Below are 18,167 nucleotides of genomic sequence, written 5' to 3' on the forward strand. Positions count from 1 at the left end.
GTCAAACAATCTGTTCTAATATTAGTGACGATGATTCGATTTCGTGAGAAAATAGTTTTATCTAATTGAACAACACTTTATTTATTGGGGAGGCTGCATATTGTGGAACAAACAAACGTGATGTTGCAAGCCACACTGCTGGCAGGTGCCATTTTACTCGAAAATGGTGCCGAAATTGAACGGGTGGAAGATACCATGCAACGCATCGCAACCAATGCTGGGTACCCCGACGCTCAAATCTTTGTCCTACTGACCGGTATTACAGTCTCCTTACCGGAAGCGGCGACCAGCCAAGTGCGGGCCATTCATCGTCGGGGAATGGACCTTGAAAAGGTGGACCAGGTCAACACTTTGTCACGCCGATTTGCCGCCCACGATATCGACTTAACACAATTTGCAACCCAGTTAGACCAAGTCAATCAAGCCGTACCCACGTTCCCTTTCAGCTGGTTATTAATTGCTTCAGCAGTCGTTAGCGTTCCACTAATGGTCGCCTTTACCGGCCACGCTACCCCGGCTGATTTAGTGACGTGCGCCCTCGCCGGCACCCTCGGCTTTTCCACCTATTATTGGGTCAACCGACTCGGCTCAATTCGCTTCTTAAGTGAATTTATGGGCGCGTTAATTATTGGCCTAATTACGTTGATTGGTGAACACGTCGCCCCTGGCAGCTACCATCCCGACGCCATTATTATTGGTGCAGTTATGCCATTAGTCCCCGGTGTCGCAATTACCAACGCTGTCCGTGACACGATGACGGGCAACTTACTAAGTGGCCCCGCCCGTGCCATTGAAGCAATTTTATCCGCATGCGCCATCGGGGTCGGTATTGCCCTGACGTCATTTTTCTATTAGGAGGGAACTCATTTTGGGACACTGGATTTTAACAACTGGGATCCTCCAACTCGTCTTGGCCTACTTCGCAACGGCCGGCTTCGGCGTTCTCTTGAACATCCCCCGGCGCGCCCTCAATCTCAGTGGTTGGGTCGGCGCTGCGGGTTGGTTGACCTACGAATTTTTGTATTTCTTATTACCAACCAGTATCAACGTCAAACTAGCCGTCGGTAATCTGATTGCTGCGGTGGTTATCGGGGTTGCTAGCGGGTTAGCAGCACATTATAAGCACATGCCCATGATTATTTTCAACATTCCTAGCCTCGTTCCGTTGGTTCCCGGAGGACAGTCTTACCGGGTCGTCCGTAACCTCGTGACTGGTCACCCCCACGTTGCCTCGGAGTACCTCGCACAGGTCGTCATCATCGCCGGCGTTATTGCGATTGGCTTCTTAATCGCTGAATTTATCAACCGAGTGACGTGGCGGCTCATTCATTAAACTCAATAAAATCAAATAGTCTAGACTAAAAAATCCCGTGAATAAGCAACCAATTTAGGTTGTTCATTCACGGGATTCTTTAGTTAATCGTTATTTTGAAAATATTAATGCTACATCAAAGTCTTTACTGCAAAGTAAGCAATCACAACTACCCCAAGGACGATTCGGTACCAACCGAAAATCTTGAAGTCGTTCTTCTTGATGTAATCCAGCAAGAAGCGAATGGCTAAGTAGGCCACAACGAAGGAAACGATGACCCCAACGGCTAAGACAACGCCTTGCAGGCCAGCTAAGGAACCACCGTGGGCGAAGAATTTCACTAACTTCAAGAGTGACGCCCCAAACATCGTTGGAATCGCCATGAAAAAGGAGAATTCAGTCGCAACGTACCGTGACGTTCCAATCAAGATGGCCCCTAAAATGGTTGCCCCAGAACGGGACGTCCCTGGTACCAATGATAAGAGCTGGAAACACCCAATGAATAAAGCTGTCGTATAAGGTAACGTCTTCAAGTCAGCGAACCGTGGTGTTAACGCCTTGTTATGGTTTTCAATCACGATGAAGAGAATCCCATAAACGATCAAGGCAGCGGAAACCACGCCCCAGTTCATTAAATGTTCATCCATCCAGTCATTCAATGGTAACCCAACGATCACCGATGGAATCACGGCAAGGATCACTTTACTCCACAGCACCCACGTATCGCGCTTTTCGGTACGATCTTTACGCGGTGACAACGGGTTCAACTTATGGAAGTACAAGACGACGACCGCCATGATGGCCCCTAATTGAATCACCACGTTGAACATGTCCGTAAATTGCGTGGACTGTTGCATTTTGATGAATTCATCAACTAACACCAAGTGACCCGTCGAACTAATTGGTAAGAATTCAGTAATCCCTTCAACAATCCCCAAGATTACCGCTTTAAAAATATCTAACACAAGCGAATTCCTTTCTTTTTAAAGGCCCGGTTCACTAAAAACCGCGCAGATTAAATTGGCAGCCATTTTGACTGTCAGCTTATTCACATTATAGCAAGCGACTATCCGAGATAATAGCATTCAAGGGTATCTTTTTCGTAAAGATTACTTAGTTAGCGCTGCCAACGCTGATTCAAAGGCGTCTTGAGTTTGGTCGTCAAAACAAACAATCTCAATCAACGTAACACTTTTTGCAGTGCTTGCGGCCGTCTGCTGCAACGTTTGTAAGGCTAAGGGCGCCGCAATCGCTAGTGGAAACCGATAAACTCCGGTGCTGATCGATGGGAATGCCACCGTTTGACACCCTTGCGCAGCCGCGACATTCAAGCTGTTCCGGTAGCTATTGGCTAACAGCGCTACCTCGTTATGCTGACCGCCCCGCCAAATGGGACCGGGCGTATGGACCACGTATTTGGCGGGCAACTGGTAGCCCTTCGTCAGCTTAGCTTCACCCGTTTCACAGCCGTGGAGGGCCCGGCAAGCCGCAAGTAGCTTGGGCCCAGCTGCGCGATGAATGGCACCGTCCACACCGCCGCCACCTAACAAACTCGTATTCGCTGCGTTAACGATGGCATCCACCACGACTTTAGTAATGTCGCCACGAACAATTTTAATCGTCACCATGCCTATGCCTCCCCTAAAATCAGCCGGACGCTCATTTGCGCCTGGCGCTTCAGTTGAGCAGCCCCTGGATTTTGTTTAGCTAACAGCTGGAGGCCACTCCGAACTTGCATTAAACTTGCCGCTACCTCAGCCGTCGTCGCTGGCAATTGGCTGGCCCGTGGTATCAATAGACCGGCCAAACGCGATTGCAGATTCGTATAAACCGTTTGGAGTTGTGCCGCCACAACCGCATCCCGGGCGCCCACTTCGGCCATTAGATTAACCATCAGACAACCTGTTGGCCACTGATCACTTTGAAAAGGCATCAGTAAACAGTCCGCTAACACGGCAAATAATGGCGTCTGGCGCGCACGGTCCCGTTCGATCAACTGCGTGAGTTGCGCATCCAGAGTCGTTTGGTATAACTTTAAGCACTGGCGTAACGCCACCGCCTTACTATGATACTGTCGGTAAAATTGCGAGCGCGATAACCCACTTGCCGTCACCAAATCGGCGACCGTCGTTTGACCGTAACCCGCTTGCCAAAATTGAACCATCATCGCCGTTTTAGCGGTCGTTTCTACTGATGCCATTCAAATTCCCCCAATCACTTAGTCTGCAATTAAATACTGAATTCCACGTACGATTGACCATAAGTAACTGCCTAACGCAACAATGGCTAGGACCGCCATTAAGACAACGGCTAGCCACCCGCTATTAACAAAGTTATTCATGACCATCCCCGTCACACCGAGAATAATCACAAAGATGATACCCATTACTACCGGTAATAAATGCAGCCAGAATGCTTTGCCCGCAGCCCGGTGTGCATCCGGATTATTCCCCGTCAGTAACCACACGATTAGTGGAAACAAAACGGGTAAAAAGATAATACTCAGGTAGCTCAAACTATTAATTACGCGATTATTGGTCATTATTAAACCCCTCTTCATCCCTTTTAATCCGAGTATAGCGAACCCACCCACCACTCGCAAATGATAAAGATAACTTAAAAAGGTTAGAAGTCTCTCAAATTTCGTTGCCCGACTCAAAAGACATTGGGTGAATCTGCTATAATTAAGGCGCATTAGTTAAGATGCGGAGGAAATTATCATGGCGAAACGAATTAGTTTTAACTTTAAATGGGTCGCGTTGCTCGCCACCCTAGTATTTAGTTTAGGCAGCTGGCAGGCCATGGCGCACGCCGACGATACCAGCGATGAACCGATTGTCACACTGGGAAGTAGCCTAACCAGCAGTCAAAAGTCAGGCACCATCAAGACGTTAACAAGTGCTTTAAGTAATGCCGACAACTACCAAACTTTAACCGTCAACGGGGACACCTTGGTCAAATACTTGAACCCAGCCGGTGAAAGTTTCACGAGTAGTTCGGGCGTTTGGTCCAGTGCGATGATTGAAAAGACCAGTTCCGGTTCGGGGATCAACGTTAAAATTCTCGACTATAATGGGAGTAACAATATCACGACCATTACGGCTGATCAATATAAAAACGCGGCGTTAACCGCGGGGATTGCGGATGCCAACATTTACATCACGTCCGCTACGCCGATTGATGGCTCGGGTGCCCTTGCCGGGATTTACGCCGCTTACGCTAAGAACGGTAATAGTTTAAACGCTAAACAAGTCAGTGCCGCCCAAGACGAATTGGGGACACTGAGTGGAATTACTAAGGATAATAAGAACAAAGACGGCTACACCGATGCACAGTTAAACAATGCGGTGGCTGGCGCTAAGCAAGAAATGGCTAAAAAAGGTAGCAATGTCACCAAAAACGAAATTACAACGATTGTTAACCAACAAATCACCAATAATAACTTAACTAATGTCATTACTAACAATCAGAAGACTCAAATCATTAACTTACTAGTTAAGGTCAGAGACTCGGGCGCGCTAGATTCATCTAGTTTTAAGAACCAAGCAAGCTCCCTCATGAAAAATATCCAGTCTAACGCTAAGGGTGTTTTCAATAAGCTTAATACCAAAGAAAATCAAAATTTACTCCAAAAGATTTGGGACGCAATTATGAACTTCTTCAGTTCGATTTTTAAATCCATTTTTGGATAATTGATTCTTAATAAAGGGCTGTAACTTAACTAACTCTTGAAAACAGACGTCTAACCAAAATTTGGCTGGACGTCTATTTTTCTGTTCATGCACATCTTAACTGTATCAATCCATAGTAACAAGTAACAGTCAGATTATCTTACCAACAAAATTCCGGCAAGTTAACGACTTAATTCCTGCCGATAAGGTCAAAATCTTCAAGACACAAACACCGGTGAAATTCGTGCAAACTTAATAAATAACCGGACAGCCTTAGTTGGGACGCAGCACTAAAAGATATCCCCATTAAATACGCTGCTGAACTTATTTCTAGATTCACCAAATAGACTTTAAGAATGGACAAACTTAGCAACCTGTTGACCTAAGTATTCCGGTGATTCAATCAAACCATCATTAACCCAACGAATGGACATGTTAACGACGGCACCAGAAAAGAAGTCTAGGTAATATGGTTCGGCTAATTTTGAACTGTGGTTGTCGAGACGTTTTTGTTTAAGTAGTAATTGAAAAACAGTTTGAAAAGTTTGCAACAAGATATTTATTTTATTATTTTTAATCAGCAACTGATAAGTCTTCACGCCAGTTTTGGTCAGTTTAAAATAGTGAGTCATTAAAGTAGCCAAGTCAACTTGAACCGTACTACTAGGCAGACGACGCAAATAATGCAGCATCGCTTGCGCTTGAGCGGCTAAAATAATTTGATCAAAGTTTTGATAATGACGATAAAAATAGGTTCGCGAAACGTTCGCATTTTGACAAAGTTCAGTAATTGAAATACTTATCATGGGTTTTTGAGACATTAATTGTAATAGGGCCTGATAGATTGCTTTTAAATTTTGTTGCTTTTTTTCTTGTGGACTCATTGGTAACAATATCTCCTTTTTTGTAACCCAAAGCTAGCATAAGTGTAGCCTACTTTATAAACTAGTGATAACACTTTTCATTTCGAAAAGAGTAACTCTAAAAAACGTGTATTTAGAAGAAACAGTAAGGATGATAATAGAATGGAAAATTTAACATTTACGAACTTAGTTTTAGGCGGTTGGCTTTTAATCACTGTTATTCGGCGCCAAATTGCACCCCGGGTGATTCGGTTTAAAGCAAATTTTTACATTTTAATCGTCCTATTGGGAATAGCGTCAGTTGGTGATGCGTTTACCAAACAGCATTTGCAGATTACCCCAGTCCAAGGACTGATTTTTGGTCTCCTGAGCCTGGTCAGTGCAATTGGGTTTGCACTTTTACGAGCATGGTCTTATCATTTCTGGGTCAATGAAGATGGGATGGTAATGCGTCAGGGAAGTTGGGTAACTATTTTATGGTGGATTCTAGGAATTGGGGTTCATTTAGGGGTCGATCAATTGTGGACCGGTAGTAGTGTAACATTGTTACTATACCTTGGAATTACTTTGGCTGTGCAACGTGGTTGGGTCTGGTGGCTAGCGAGCCGAATTTATCCGAATGAAATTAAAGCTAACGCTCGACAGCAATCAACTGAAAGACGTCATCGGCGACGCTCTTAATCACTAACCCAATATACCAAGAGTCTGGAAAAAAATTCCTACCTTTTTTGAGCTTAAGTATATCCCACTATTTTTAAGGCATTGAGCCCCCCAAAAAAAGTGGTGTCAATCGCCACAGACCGGCAATTGACACCACTTACTTATTTAGATTATAGGTTTAGTAGGGCTTATAATAGGCAATATTGTCAAACTTTTTAGTGCCTTGTTGCTTTGCCATCGCCGCTGTACGGTAAAATGTCATGTCGCATAAGACCTCCGCGCCCCCAGCATTAATTAATACGTCCGTTGACTTGCCATTAACGGTCTCTTGCTTAACGCCGTAATACGTACCGTCACCAGCGCCCTGATTCCAACCACGCACATCAATCAGCTTGATACCGTCGCGATTAAACACGCTACCAACTCGGCCCCAGTCGCCATGAATATCAGACCGATCATCGGGGTCACTGCCATTATCGTTATACCAAGTAATCGTAGAAGGCTTTTCACCTGCAAACGATTCTGTAACTGTGTGTGCCGTAATCGTTGTCGTGTTCATCTTACCCTTGTCATCAACTGAGTACCAAGTCCCCTGCATTGACGAGCTAATGTCGTACGGCTTTGGTTTGTTACTATCACTGCTACTGTCCTTAGTTGTCGTCTTCTGACTCTTAGTTGGAGTTGTTGCTGACTGACCATTCACAATTTTACTGAACCCGTCGGCTAAATCCGTATTGGCCGTGGTTTTAAAGTAAACTTTATTTTCTTCGTTACCCTGATTTTGCTCAGTAATCAAAACCACTGGCTCGCCCTTATGCAAAGTAAACAGGTAGAGGTGTGAGCCCATTGAGTTTTCATGCTCTGAGTCCGAGTAGATCGCCACAACTTCGTAATCAACCGGACCCTTCCCATTATCGGACCAAGCAAAAGTCGCAGCTTGATTATTAGCCATTAAATTATCTTTCTTAAATTGGGCCGGATACTTCAACCCGTAAAAGTCCGTGTTATTATTCGGACCGTAGCTGTCGTATTCTTGCTTCATCGTCGTTCCCCAACTATCCATGAAGGAAGATAGCTGTTGGCTCTTCTCATCGTTCCAAAGGCCACCCTTCTGGCTAGTACTGTGCTCGTCTGACACTGATGGTCGAGCGGCCAGCTTGCCAACGGACGATGACTTACTTTTAGCTACCTTAGACGATGAACTGGACTTGGGCTGTGACGACGTATTGCTCCCCTGATTGCTGCAAGCCGCCAGTAAACCGCTTAAAACACTGACCACAATAATGATACCCTTCCGCATTTTTGTGAACCCCTTTTAAATAGATTGATTTACATTTTTATTAAAGCACTTTAAAATTAGCAATTCAATTTTGATTGACACTAATCTGGTCACCGTGTTCACTACTGCGTTTCCACAGGCACCCCTAGCCTAAAAAATGGCCCAGCAACAAAAATTGCTGAACCATCTTAAATGTATTACGCTTCTGCGCGTTTAATATCTGTATAAGTCGTCTTCTTGGATTGTTTGCTGGCGTTTTCGTTAACAAACTTGTCCATGAATTCATCAACTAAGTCTAACGTTTGATACTGCTTAGCTAAATTGAAAGACTGACGCCATTCACGGTTACGTTGTAACAGTTCAGTAAAGACTTCGTGTTCAACCCGTGCCCCTTCTGGCGTTAACTTCAATACTTTATTACGCCGATCATGATCTTCGGCTTCTTGGTATAAGTAGTCTTTACGTAACAAACGGCCAATTAACCGTGAGATAGCTGACCGAGTGACACCGTGACTTTCAGCGATATCCATCAAACGAATTTTACCCTTAGCTTCTGCAATATCGTATAAGATGTAAAATTCGTCTAACGTAATCCCGTGTTCTGTGGCTGGTTCCGCAAACATATCCGACAAGTTTTTAAAGCCATGTAAGTACATGTGGCTAAATCGGTTAAAAAATTCCATATCGTCATTCATTTTCAAGTCTCCCTTTCATTCTAAAAACCGAATTATTACTCAAGCAACCTCTTCATAATTCGCCCCATAGCTTTTTCTAAAAAAATTAGTAAGCGTCGTTCATCATTTCCCCGCTTTAAAGTGTACTAGTATATTTTAAGGAATACAAGTTTTTAAGGTTACTTTTAATATTAAATTTGTATTTCAGCACGTAAATTAATCGTGGAATGTTCGTGTAAATTGGTAATAAAGGCTTGATAGTACCGATCCGTACAATACTTAGCCGTACTCAAGTAGATCTGATTAATCTTTTGCGAGTCCTCACCTAATAATAGGTAGAACGCATGATCAATATTCTCTGCAATCCCCTCGACACTAGCTCTAAGAAGCTTACGCTTAAAGAACACGGCCATCCCACCAGATACGGCAAAGTTGGTGGCGTATCTAATCGTCAAGGTCTCACCGTCGACCCCAATCGCTTCAAGCCAGTCCAAGGTCACCAAGACGATCTCCGTCGTCAGCTCCGGACTTTCAAACACATCTTTAATAAAATGTTCGATGGTCGGGTTCTCATCTAGCATCCGCAGTAAGAATCCCATTTGGATCATGGTTCGTTGTTCAGGTGAAAGTGCCGTCAACTGCTCATTTCCGTAAACAAATGCACTAAGCATTAATTCATTCAGCATGGTACTTAGCAAAACAATTTTCTTAGGGAAATAGTGTTGTAACAATGATTTACTGATATCACACTCGTCTGCAATATCCTTCATCTGAACATTATCGTAGCCTTGCTCGGCAAATAATCGAAATGCAGCGTTCACAATTTCCATCCGCCGCTGCGTATTCCGTTTTCGTGGCATGAATGGTACATCTCCAATCATGATTAGCACTCATCACCGCCGTAACAAGTCCCAATCACCTTCGATTTGGTTATTAGAAATCAAATGATCCTTATAATTACGTTCACTAAATAAGCTATACTAATATAGCTTTCAACGCAAGCACTATTTAGGGGCTGTCGTAAAATTTAATTTATTATTGATATAAAATCATTATATAATTCGTTTTGCACAATCTTTTGAATTTCTATTTTTGACTGGACAATAACTGGTTTTTACTTAGGGTTTTTCGGGTTTTAGATCATAACGAATGTCTTTTACAATAATAAATAAAGCGCTTTCACATCCGCTTATTTGTGATAAGATTAATCTATCAACTGAGACAGGGAGGCACTATTATGAGCACTAAGAATTCATACCCACTAGCCGATATTGGCCGTAGCAACCCCATTTTTTCACAAATTCGTTCCACGGTTGAAACGGCATTCTATGGAAACAACATGACCCACATTACCGACGTCGCTACCGCCTACAAGCTAGCGACTCAGGACCCCGGTACAGTCAAAACCGATTTACCAATCTATCGGCCAACTGATTTAGGCCTGCCTGAAGACGCCAAGATGCTCGTCGCCAACACCGGTAAAGTAGTTGGTCGAACGGCCCAAGCTCGCCGCATTCTCGGCAACGCTGGGGTTGACGAAGCGGATATGGCCGGCCGTTTGCGCCAAGCCATCTACGCCAGTCGGCAGCAGCAGTTTATTAAAACCGACGTTTTTGTCGGCCTCGATGAAGACTTTATCGTTCAGGCACACTTAGCCGTTCCTGAAGGATTTGCCAACAACCTGCTCTCTTACATGCTGAACTTTCAGCCGTTAACCGCCGCCTACAAGAAGATGTTTGCTGATTCCGTGGCTTATCCTGAAGGCGACATTTACATCTACGCCGACCCAACGTACCACGATCCCGATTACCCGGACGGCTTAGCCATCTTCGATCCTAAACATAACGCTGCGGCCATTTTGGGCATGTCCTACTTTGGCGAACTCAAAAAATCAACGTTGACCCTCGCTTGGTCAATTGCCCACCGCCACGGCTACGTTTCTTGTCACGGTGGCCTAAAAGCCTTCCACTTTAAAGACAAACAGGACCAAGTCTTCGCAATGTTCGGGCTGTCGGGTTCTGGTAAATCGACCCTGACCCACGCTAAACACGGTTACAAGTACGACATTACCGTTTTACACGACGACGCGTTCGTGATTAACCGAAAGACTGGTCGTTCCGTTGCTTTGGAGCCATCTTACTTTGATAAGACCAACGATTATCCGATGACTTCGAACGAAACCAAGTATTTCATGACCGTTCAAAACGTTGGGGTAACACTGGATGCTAATAACCGCAAAGTCCTCGTTACCGAAGATCTCCGCAACGGGAATGGCCGCACTATTAAATCCCGTTACGCTTCCACTAATCGGGTTGATAAGGAAAATGCCCCAATTAACGCCATCTTTTGGATTATGAAGGACGACAGCCTGCCTCCCGTTATCAAAGTGGACGATCCGGTCCTAGCCGCAACGTTCGGGGTAACCTTGGCTACTAAGCGGAGCACCGCTGAAAACATTATCGGCGACGTGGATCGTGACGCCCTAGTCATTGAACCATTCGCCAATCCATTTAGGGTCTACCCGCTTTCTGAAGACTATCACGACTTCAAAGCCCTGTTAGAAGAACAACACCTTGATTGTTACCTTCTTAACACCGGTTTCTTCGGCGATAAAAAGATTCCTAAGGAAATCACCCTTGGCGCCTTGGAAGCAATCGTCAATGAAAGTACTGAGTGGGAATCCTTTGCCGGTTTAGACCACATGCAAAACTTGAAATTGGCTGATTTCCCCGTTGATTACGACAATCGCGATTATCGTAAATTAGTTGCCGCGCGCTTGGCTATCCGGGCTAATTTCGTCGATCAATATCAGCATAGTAATAACGACCAGCTACCACACGAAATCACAGATGTTTTGATGAAACTGCACAAGCAACTGCTTCAATAATCTGTAAAACCATAACTCGGATGGCATTCATTCCCCGTTTTAAATGAATTAAGGTTATAATAAAAGTATCAGTTACAGAGCACTGAGCTTTTACGAATTCTAACAATCGGGGTGAGGAGCATGGAACTACCATTAAGTCAATTATCAGAAAAGATCATTGCGTTTGAACGTGATCACCACTTCACGGATAATGATCTGGCCTTTGGCAGTCAACTATCAGTTGAACGGATTCACAACATTAAATCCGGTGAAGTAACACCAACACAAGAAGAGCTACAATTATTGAAGAAATTCATAAACAGTAAGGCTAAAGCTTAACCTTTACTCATTAGACATAAACACCCCGCAGTTAGACTGCGGGGTGTTTGTTTGTATTCAAAAAGAGCCCGGGTTTTATCCCGAACTCCCTAATTAACGATTTAAATGTTACATGTGGATAGCAAAGCTTGGTGTGTAGTAAGCAGTGCTCTTGATTGAAACCGTTTCGCCGTAAGTAGGTGAAGCGATGTATTGGCCACCGCCTAAGTAAATCCCTACGTGGTAAGGTGCGGAGTCAGAGCCCCAGAAGACCAAGTCGCCGGCTTGAGCTGAACCAAATGATACGTGAGTCCCAACGGTTGCTTGGGCGTAAGTGGTCCGGCCAATTGAACGACCAATCTTAGCGAAGGCAGCTTGCGTAAATGCAGAGCAGTCCATTTGTTCGTATGGTGTGCCTAAGAAAGTCTTAGCTGCACCGATGACACTACCGTAATTAGCAGCTGGGGCAGGCGTCGTAACCTTCTTTGGTGCAACGTATGAGGCAGCTTTAGCAGGTTGAGCAGCTTGTGATGAAACTGAACTTTGTGACGCTGCTGAACTCTGTGAAGTTGCGGCACTTTGAGGAGCTTGTGAACTAGTTGAAGTTGCTGAACTAGTTACGGCACTTGAACTAGCTTGTGAAACAACGGAGCTGCTTGAAGCAACACTACTGCTTGCACTAGCTTGTGAGGTGCTACTTGATTGAGCTGCAACGGAACTGCTTGAAGCTGCTTGGCTCGTGCTACTTGCACTAGTAACAGATGAGCTAACGGCAGTTGCAGAAGTTGCTTGGCTGCTAGTTGAAGTTGCGGCACTAGTTGACGTTGCACTGCTTGCACTAGCAGTAGTCGTCTTAGTAGCAGCTTTCTTAGCAACGGTTGAACCAGTCTTAACACCAGGAATATCGATCTTTTGACCAGCAATGATTAAGCTAGGATTGCTTAAGCCATTTTCTTCAGCAATCTTTTTAACTGAAACATTGTACTTTTGTGAGTATGCCCAAACGGTATCCCCAGCCTTAATGGTCATGGAATCAGCGTTTGCAACTGCTTGGCTAGTTACCAACAAACCAGCTAAAGCAGCCGTCCCTAACATTACTTGTTTAATATTTACTTTCACTTTGATAATGATCACTCCAAAAAGAATGTCACGTATGTACTTCAAGCCAAGGTCTATACTACTCAATTTGTGTTACATGCAAATACCAGCTAAATAACAATATGTTACGAAGGTTACAGAACCTTAACAATAATTGACTGCCGTAACATTCCCAGCCTAAAACCTTGTTAAATCAACATGTATTCCTGGCGACTTTTTCTTTTTGTAATATATGACTTGAGAAAAAAACTAGTAAACTCAATTAAAAAATGGAATTCACAGTGTTTTTTCTGTAAATTCCATCATGTTAATCGTATTAAACATAACTTTATTCGGTAAATAAGCGTTTTCAATCTTATCGATGGCGACGATGTGCCCGGGGCAATCCGAGTAACCAGCGAATATCATTACCCGTAAAATTGAGTTTCAAAAATTGGGTCTGAGTTGCTTGGTCGTACATATGATTTAAAACTTGACCACCTAGTGCGATCACTTTATCCGCGATGGCCTCATCAAATAAATATTGGCGCGTCGCAATTGTCATCTCGCGAACTGCAAAGATCTTTTCCGCATCTGCAAATACTTCAGCCGCGGTCCGTTGTAACTGTGCTTGCTTAAACTGTTCATAAGCCTCGTCTAAAACTGCTTCGGCCTGACTTGTTAATTCCGTCGTTTCACTCATTGTGCCACCCCTTTCAATATCCTTATTTTAACGAGTTTCATTCCATTTAGCCACGCTGCACCATTGCATTCATAAAAATCTGCTATACTAGACAAGCTTGGAGGGAAAATCAAATTGACGAACGATAATGAACGTTACTATCAACCAAATGACATCAAGGATGCCTTACAAACAATTCAAAAATTATTCAACACCTATGTTGACGCCCCACTGACTACTGAACTGGTCACGTACCACCAAAAATTGGTTAACCAACTACAAACAAATCTATTACCACTGGCTAATCAGTCACACGATCAGTTACGCGTTGACCAGATCAATTCAATGATGGCCGTCATGCAAGATTGGTTAAAATTACGCTTGAGCGGCAAAACCTTTGGCGGTAAGATGCAACATTATAAATTTGTTAGTCGCCAAAAGACACAGTTTAAACGGCGTGTTCATAAGATCCGTGGGAACGCGAACCACCGGGCCAGTCGCCATTGATTCACCTGGAAAGGCTTGCACCACGGCTGATTTGCGGTATACTAAAATAGTACTCGGGCCCTTAGCTCAGTTGGGAGAGCGCCTGCTTCGCATGCAGGAGGTCGTCGGTTCAAATCCGGTAGGGTCCATTGCGTGCGTTTCATTGGATATAATAAGTATCCAAGTGCTGCTACAAGGTTCTTATTTTTGAAACATCACATATAGAATCATCTAATGGCATTTAATTCTAAACTAAATTAATCGATAGTGATAGATATGAATAGAGAGTGAGCTAGAAATTAGCTCACTCTCTATTTTTCATTTCATGCCATTGACACCAACCTCTTCTTTAAACTTTAGGGGTCTGTATCATGTATAACCAATAACTGTCATGGTCTCTTATTACGACTGCATACGAAAAGGGTTCTCTGGACCGGTGTATCAGTCGCTATGTGAGATACGAGCTGCATTCAACAATCATTACCAGTAATAGCGAGCTCTCGACCTGGGTTGAAATTTTTAAAAGCCAAACCGTTACCGCCGCTATTGACACTACGGAGATGGCCTAATGAAAAGTCCCTAGTCCCGTAGCCATTCCTACTGCGGGATACCCTGACTTTTATATTCCACGACAGTTGCCTCAACGCAGGTGCTAGAACAAAATAGCGCGACCACGCAAACTGCAGAGAATGGCAAAAAGCATCCCCACTTCTTACCGAGAGAATGCGCACCATACCTAAACTATTCAGTTATGACTTTAACTCGATCATTTAACGCCATAATTGTTTTCTTCAAGTCACTAGCGTTAGGGCCAGATAAAATGTAATAGCCAATACGATCATCAGAATTTGTTGGTTGTTTAACTAGTTGTCCTGGCTGCACCACTAATTCTGAGCGTTGAAACCCCTTAGTTTTTTCGATGTCATCTAATCCTTGTATTGACTTGAACTTACCATCGTTCGAAGCAAATAAAAAACTAATAGCAGCGGCATCGTGATGTCTGGGTTCAATTACAACGGTCTGATTTAAATATAATTCGATTGTTTTTTCAAAGATATTAATCCCGTATGCATCCTGAATTAAGTCAGAGGTAATACTGTCTCCACCCGGGCGACCATTTACTTCGACGACCCGCGCACCGGTATTGGTTACCTTAATTTCAACATGTGTCGGGCCATTATGAAAATCAAGTGCACGCGCGGCCTTATAAGCCGTATCAATAATTTCCTTTTTCCGATCTATATCAACTGTTGTGGGAAAAACATGCATTAATTCTACAAAGTACGGCGGCTTAGTTGTCTGTTTTTCTGTCACTTCAACAAAGGCAATTTTATCGTTATTTAAGAAAAGCTCCACACTAAATTCGGGACCTGTCATGAACTCTTCCAAAATAAATTCATCGCGTACTTTAAAGTTCATATAACTTTGTTTTAATTCAGTAATTTGGTCAAAGCGTAGCCGCAATTGCGCCGTGTTTTCAATGTAAAAGACATCAATGCTACTAGCCGTATTGGTAGGCTTTAAAATTAGTGGAAAGCCAATTCTTTCAACTGCATGCAAAGCTTCTTCAATCGTCTTAACAACAGCAAATTTAGCTGAGGGGACGTCTTTTTTTGCATATTGAATTCTAGCCAGATCCTTATTTCTAGCACATTTCGCTGCAAAATAAGAATTACCAAACATATCAAGCTTTTCAGCAACTTTGGCGGTAACCGCTGTCGCATAATCTGTAGCCGGAATTATCGCATCAAACTTCTGATATTTACTATCACGAATCGCTCTAAGAATACTCTCACTATTCCAAACATCAGCAATTAATAAATCATCGTAATCCCCAGTGTATCCAAATTTATTGGGATCATCAGGATTACTGACAACACAGATGACTTCACATCCTAAATTCTTTGCGGATTTGACAAAAGCTATGCCATAAAAACTTGGTTCAATTAACAATACGCGCTTTTTCATAGTTAATTTCCTTTCATGTTAATTCTACTCATCATAATAAGGCTCCATAAGGCACCAACAAGCATAATGGCTGCCATCCAAAGAAAACCAATATTTGCACCAAAAGAATCATTTGCAATTCCCATCAGTGTTGATGCAAAAGCCTCAATCAGTTGTGCAATCCCATTCCAAATAGAGGTTGCTCTTCCCATATATTGCTGTTCGACCTGTTCCATTAATACTGTATTGATCACAACCCGTAATGATGAATTACTTAACCCAAGAATAAAGGTACAAACGATTGTTAGCGGAATAAGCTGTGTTAAGTACAGCGTCATCAATCCGCCTGTTGCAAAAATAAAAAAGCCACCAATAATATGTTTTTCACTAAATTTATGAATTAACAAGCCTGTGATTAACCCAGCTACCAGTCCGCCAATCCCATAGCCCATATCAGCTAACCCATAAATGACACTGTTAGCTTTCAAAATTGTTGAAACATAATCTGGTGAAGACACATTAAATAATTGTGTCACAATTAACGGTAAAATTGAGATAATTCCCATACTAAGAATTAGTTTATGATTCAGAATGTAGTAAACACCCGCTATATATCCTGTAGATGACCGCTTCGTATCTGTCGGAACTGAGGTATCTCTTTGGATTGACATTATTAACAAGACGGCAACCAAAAACATCACCACATTGATTACTAAAATTGTCACAAATCCTGTGTAATTGAGAATAAGACCAGAAATTGCGCCAGCCGCAAACATGCCTACTTGTAACGAGACTTCAATAAAAGAGTTAGCAGTTCCTAGTAGTTTCTTTGGGAGAATGGCCTGTACATAGCTCCGCGACGAGGCCATGTAAGTTATCCAGCCAGCACCGGTTAGAATTGCCAACCCGTACATTACCCACAGATTGAACCCGACCATTCCAATGACTGCAATGATTACGATCATGGGAATTGCACGGCCCAAAAACGTCCATAGAATAACTGACTTTCTAGAAAATCTATCAGTTAATATCCCAGCTAAAGGTGACATCAGGAATCCCGCTAATACATTAACCGTTAAGTATAATCCTACTAATTTATTTGAATTTGTTGCTTGCAGCATATACCAATTTGCACCCACTGTTGTTAAGCCAACGCCGAAACCAGAAATGATGTCGGCCAAGAAGAAGTTTCGAAATTCTTTTTTACACAATAGCACTGATATATTCAATAGAATTCATCCTTTCATACTCAACGTCGACCACCTTTGAATTATGCACCGCTAGCGTTGCTAATTCATCACGAAAGGCTTCTTTACTTGATATGGATACATCCAGTCCCGCCTTCACCTTCTTTTATGATTTGATTGATTTTTTTGGCATCATCTAATGCTTTTAAATCCATTTTTATTTCCAATGATCGATTAGCTTCACCAATAACGGTTGCGTATAAATCCATACCTAAAAATTCACAAATGTATTTAAACTGTTCAATAATGATCTGGCCTTTTTCTCTGGGGTTATCGCCACCAACTAAGACCAGCACAATCTTTTTATGCTTAGCTGTTTGTCGAAACTCTGGATCTGTTTTCAAGCTTTCGGACCAACGATCAATAAAGGTTTTTAATAATGAAGAAATCCCATACCAATAAATGGGGGTTGAAAAAACAACTATGTCGGCATGCTTAAATTGTTTAAAAACGACATAGTAATCGTCCTTTTGGCGCGGCCATGACTCTGAAAAGCGAAAATCCTTAACATCTGCTATCTTCATATCAGCCAACCAAATTTCATCATATTTTATGCCATCTAAAACTTTAGTCGCTAAATACTCTGAATTAGATAGCATTCGAGTTGAAGAATTAATTAGAACAATATTTGTCGTTTTGATATTTACCCCACTTCTTTAATTTACCTGCCTGTGCGCTAGCAATTTTGGCATAGGGACTTTTAGAATCTCCTTCCATCACATCGATACCTCTTACTCTGCAGTTGCTAAAGTGATTAGCGCATGGGTAGTTGATTTGTGTTGAATGACTTCACGAATATCTTCAAAGCTGTGACCGTCTATTTCTTCAACCTGAAAGCCATCTGATAAGAGACATCCTTTCAAGTAAAATGTCATTAAAAATCCTTCATTTGAGGCTTTATTTCGATTAACAAGTTCATTTTATAGTCAAAATTTAATGTTGTACTATAATGTAAAGCAAATCGTCAAAAAGAGGTGTTTTCAATGACCCATGGGGAACTGATTCGTAATTTACGAAAAGAACGCGGCCTTGCGATAATCCCTTTATGGTTGTCAGATGAAATACAATAATTCATCTGATGATTA

At 42.7% G+C, this 18,167-nt stretch carries 21 protein-coding genes and 1 tRNA gene; 8 read left to right on the forward strand and 14 right to left on the reverse strand.

Translation table 11 applies throughout. The features are described 5' to 3' along the window. Positions 1-102 precede the first annotated feature (102 nt). Together IV64_RS01950 and IV64_RS01955 are read left to right on the forward strand one after the other, a co-directional pair. Complete coding sequence (locus IV64_RS01950) at positions 103-855, forward strand: threonine/serine exporter family protein (RefSeq protein WP_157060978.1); 753 nt, start codon at positions 103-105, stop codon at positions 853-855. A gap of 13 nt (positions 856-868) precedes the next feature. Further along, positions 869-1,333 (forward strand): threonine/serine exporter family protein, encoded by a 465-nt coding sequence (locus tag IV64_RS01955; RefSeq protein WP_057705496.1) that lies wholly within the window; start codon positions 869-871, stop codon positions 1,331-1,333. Between the two features lie 110 nt (positions 1,334-1,443). On the opposite strand, the gene IV64_RS01960 is transcribed toward IV64_RS01955, so the two are convergent. The 4 genes from IV64_RS01960 to IV64_RS01975 form a co-directional block, all read right to left on the reverse strand. Continuing rightward, the gene (locus tag IV64_RS01960) at positions 1,444-2,277 is read right to left on the reverse strand and encodes an undecaprenyl-diphosphate phosphatase (protein ID WP_057705497.1); all 834 of its coding nucleotides are present in this window, start codon (positions 2,275-2,277) and stop codon (positions 1,444-1,446) included. A 144-nt stretch (positions 2,278-2,421) separates the two neighbouring features. After that, entirely contained in the window at positions 2,422-2,940 is a 519-nt protein-coding gene (locus IV64_RS01965) for an O-acetyl-ADP-ribose deacetylase (RefSeq protein ID WP_057705498.1), read from the reverse strand. A gap of 2 nt (positions 2,941-2,942) precedes the next feature. Further along, positions 2,943-3,512 carry a TetR/AcrR family transcriptional regulator gene (locus tag IV64_RS01970; protein ID WP_057705499.1) on the reverse strand — a complete coding sequence of 190 codons (570 nt, stop codon included), beginning with the start codon at positions 3,510-3,512 and terminating at the stop codon, positions 2,943-2,945. Between the two features lie 18 nt (positions 3,513-3,530). Beyond that, entirely contained in the window at positions 3,531-3,854 is a 324-nt protein-coding gene (locus IV64_RS01975; RefSeq protein ID WP_057705500.1) for a hypothetical protein, read from the reverse strand. Positions 3,855-4,032: 178 nt separating this feature from the next. On the opposite strand from IV64_RS01975, the gene IV64_RS01980 reads away from it, so the two are divergent. Further along, the gene (locus IV64_RS01980; RefSeq protein WP_057705501.1) at positions 4,033-5,004 is read left to right on the forward strand and encodes a DUF1002 domain-containing protein; all 972 of its coding nucleotides are present in this window, start codon (positions 4,033-4,035) and stop codon (positions 5,002-5,004) included. A 329-nt stretch (positions 5,005-5,333) separates the two neighbouring features. Here the strand turns inward: IV64_RS01980 and IV64_RS01985 are convergent, their stop codons facing one another. Beyond that, positions 5,334-5,867, reverse strand: coding sequence for a TetR/AcrR family transcriptional regulator (locus IV64_RS01985; RefSeq protein WP_057705502.1), 534 nt, complete (start codon positions 5,865-5,867; stop codon positions 5,334-5,336). Between the two features lie 141 nt (positions 5,868-6,008). Between IV64_RS01985 and IV64_RS01990 the strand changes: the two genes are divergently transcribed. After that, positions 6,009-6,527: a hypothetical protein gene (locus tag IV64_RS01990; RefSeq protein ID WP_057705503.1), complete on the forward strand. Its 519-nt coding sequence runs from the start codon at positions 6,009-6,011 to the stop codon at positions 6,525-6,527. A gap of 157 nt (positions 6,528-6,684) precedes the next feature. Here the strand turns inward: IV64_RS01990 and IV64_RS01995 are convergent, their stop codons facing one another. The 3 genes from IV64_RS01995 to IV64_RS02005 all read right to left on the reverse strand — a co-directional run bounded on the left by IV64_RS01995 (position 6,685) and on the right by IV64_RS02005 (position 9,319). Beyond that, on the reverse strand, positions 6,685-7,806 hold the full coding sequence (locus IV64_RS01995; protein WP_057705504.1) for a DUF4767 domain-containing protein: 1,122 nt from the start codon (positions 7,804-7,806) through the stop codon (positions 6,685-6,687). Positions 7,807-7,982: 176 nt separating this feature from the next. Next, on the reverse strand, positions 7,983-8,480 hold the full coding sequence (locus IV64_RS02000; protein WP_057705505.1) for a MarR family winged helix-turn-helix transcriptional regulator: 498 nt from the start codon (positions 8,478-8,480) through the stop codon (positions 7,983-7,985). A gap of 170 nt (positions 8,481-8,650) precedes the next feature. Next, on the reverse strand, positions 8,651-9,319 hold the full coding sequence (locus IV64_RS02005; protein WP_057705506.1) for a TetR family transcriptional regulator: 669 nt from the start codon (positions 9,317-9,319) through the stop codon (positions 8,651-8,653). 377 nt (positions 9,320-9,696) lie between these two features. Here IV64_RS02005 and IV64_RS02010 point away from each other — a divergent pair, with 377 nt between their 5' ends. Beyond that, positions 9,697-11,346, forward strand: a complete 1,650-nt coding sequence (locus tag IV64_RS02010; RefSeq protein ID WP_057705507.1) for a phosphoenolpyruvate carboxykinase (ATP) — start codon at positions 9,697-9,699, stop codon at positions 11,344-11,346. A gap of 120 nt (positions 11,347-11,466) precedes the next feature. After that, complete coding sequence (locus tag IV64_RS02015) at positions 11,467-11,664, forward strand: LBP_cg2779 family protein (RefSeq protein ID WP_057705508.1); 198 nt, start codon at positions 11,467-11,469, stop codon at positions 11,662-11,664. A 108-nt stretch (positions 11,665-11,772) separates the two neighbouring features. On the opposite strand, the gene IV64_RS02020 is transcribed toward IV64_RS02015, so the two are convergent. Both IV64_RS02020 and IV64_RS02025 read right to left on the reverse strand, forming a co-directional pair. Then, positions 11,773-12,762 carry a C40 family peptidase gene (locus IV64_RS02020; protein ID WP_057705509.1) on the reverse strand — a complete coding sequence of 330 codons (990 nt, stop codon included), beginning with the start codon at positions 12,760-12,762 and terminating at the stop codon, positions 11,773-11,775. Positions 12,763-13,096: 334 nt separating this feature from the next. After that, on the reverse strand, positions 13,097-13,423 hold the full coding sequence (locus IV64_RS02025) for a hypothetical protein (RefSeq protein ID WP_057705510.1): 327 nt from the start codon (positions 13,421-13,423) through the stop codon (positions 13,097-13,099). Positions 13,424-13,537: 114 nt separating this feature from the next. On the opposite strand from IV64_RS02025, the gene IV64_RS02030 reads away from it, so the two are divergent. After that, positions 13,538-13,909, forward strand: coding sequence for a hypothetical protein (locus tag IV64_RS02030; RefSeq protein WP_057705511.1), 372 nt, complete (start codon positions 13,538-13,540; stop codon positions 13,907-13,909). Positions 13,910-13,964: 55 nt separating this feature from the next. Then, positions 13,965-14,037, forward strand: a tRNA-Ala gene (locus tag IV64_RS02035). Between the two features lie 592 nt (positions 14,038-14,629). Here the strand turns inward: IV64_RS02035 and IV64_RS02040 are convergent. The 4 genes from IV64_RS02040 to IV64_RS14250 all read right to left on the reverse strand — a co-directional run bounded on the left by IV64_RS02040 (position 14,630) and on the right by IV64_RS14250 (position 17,957). Beyond that, on the reverse strand, positions 14,630-15,856 hold the full coding sequence (locus IV64_RS02040) for an ATP-grasp domain-containing protein (protein WP_057705512.1): 1,227 nt from the start codon (positions 15,854-15,856) through the stop codon (positions 14,630-14,632). A gap of 2 nt (positions 15,857-15,858) precedes the next feature. Further along, complete coding sequence (locus tag IV64_RS14005; protein ID WP_157060980.1) at positions 15,859-17,064, reverse strand: MFS transporter; 1,206 nt, start codon at positions 17,062-17,064, stop codon at positions 15,859-15,861. A gap of 83 nt (positions 17,065-17,147) precedes the next feature. Then, positions 17,148-17,681, reverse strand: a complete 534-nt coding sequence (locus IV64_RS02050; RefSeq protein WP_057705513.1) for a flavodoxin family protein — start codon at positions 17,679-17,681, stop codon at positions 17,148-17,150. 132 nt (positions 17,682-17,813) lie between these two features. Next, positions 17,814-17,957, reverse strand: coding sequence for a hypothetical protein (locus IV64_RS14250; RefSeq protein ID WP_157060981.1), 144 nt, complete (start codon positions 17,955-17,957; stop codon positions 17,814-17,816). Between the last annotated feature and the right edge of the window lie 210 nt (positions 17,958-18,167).

The sequence above is a fragment of the Lactiplantibacillus xiangfangensis genome (assembly GCF_001438845.1).
GTDB lineage: Bacteria > Bacillota > Bacilli > Lactobacillales > Lactobacillaceae > Lactiplantibacillus > Lactiplantibacillus xiangfangensis.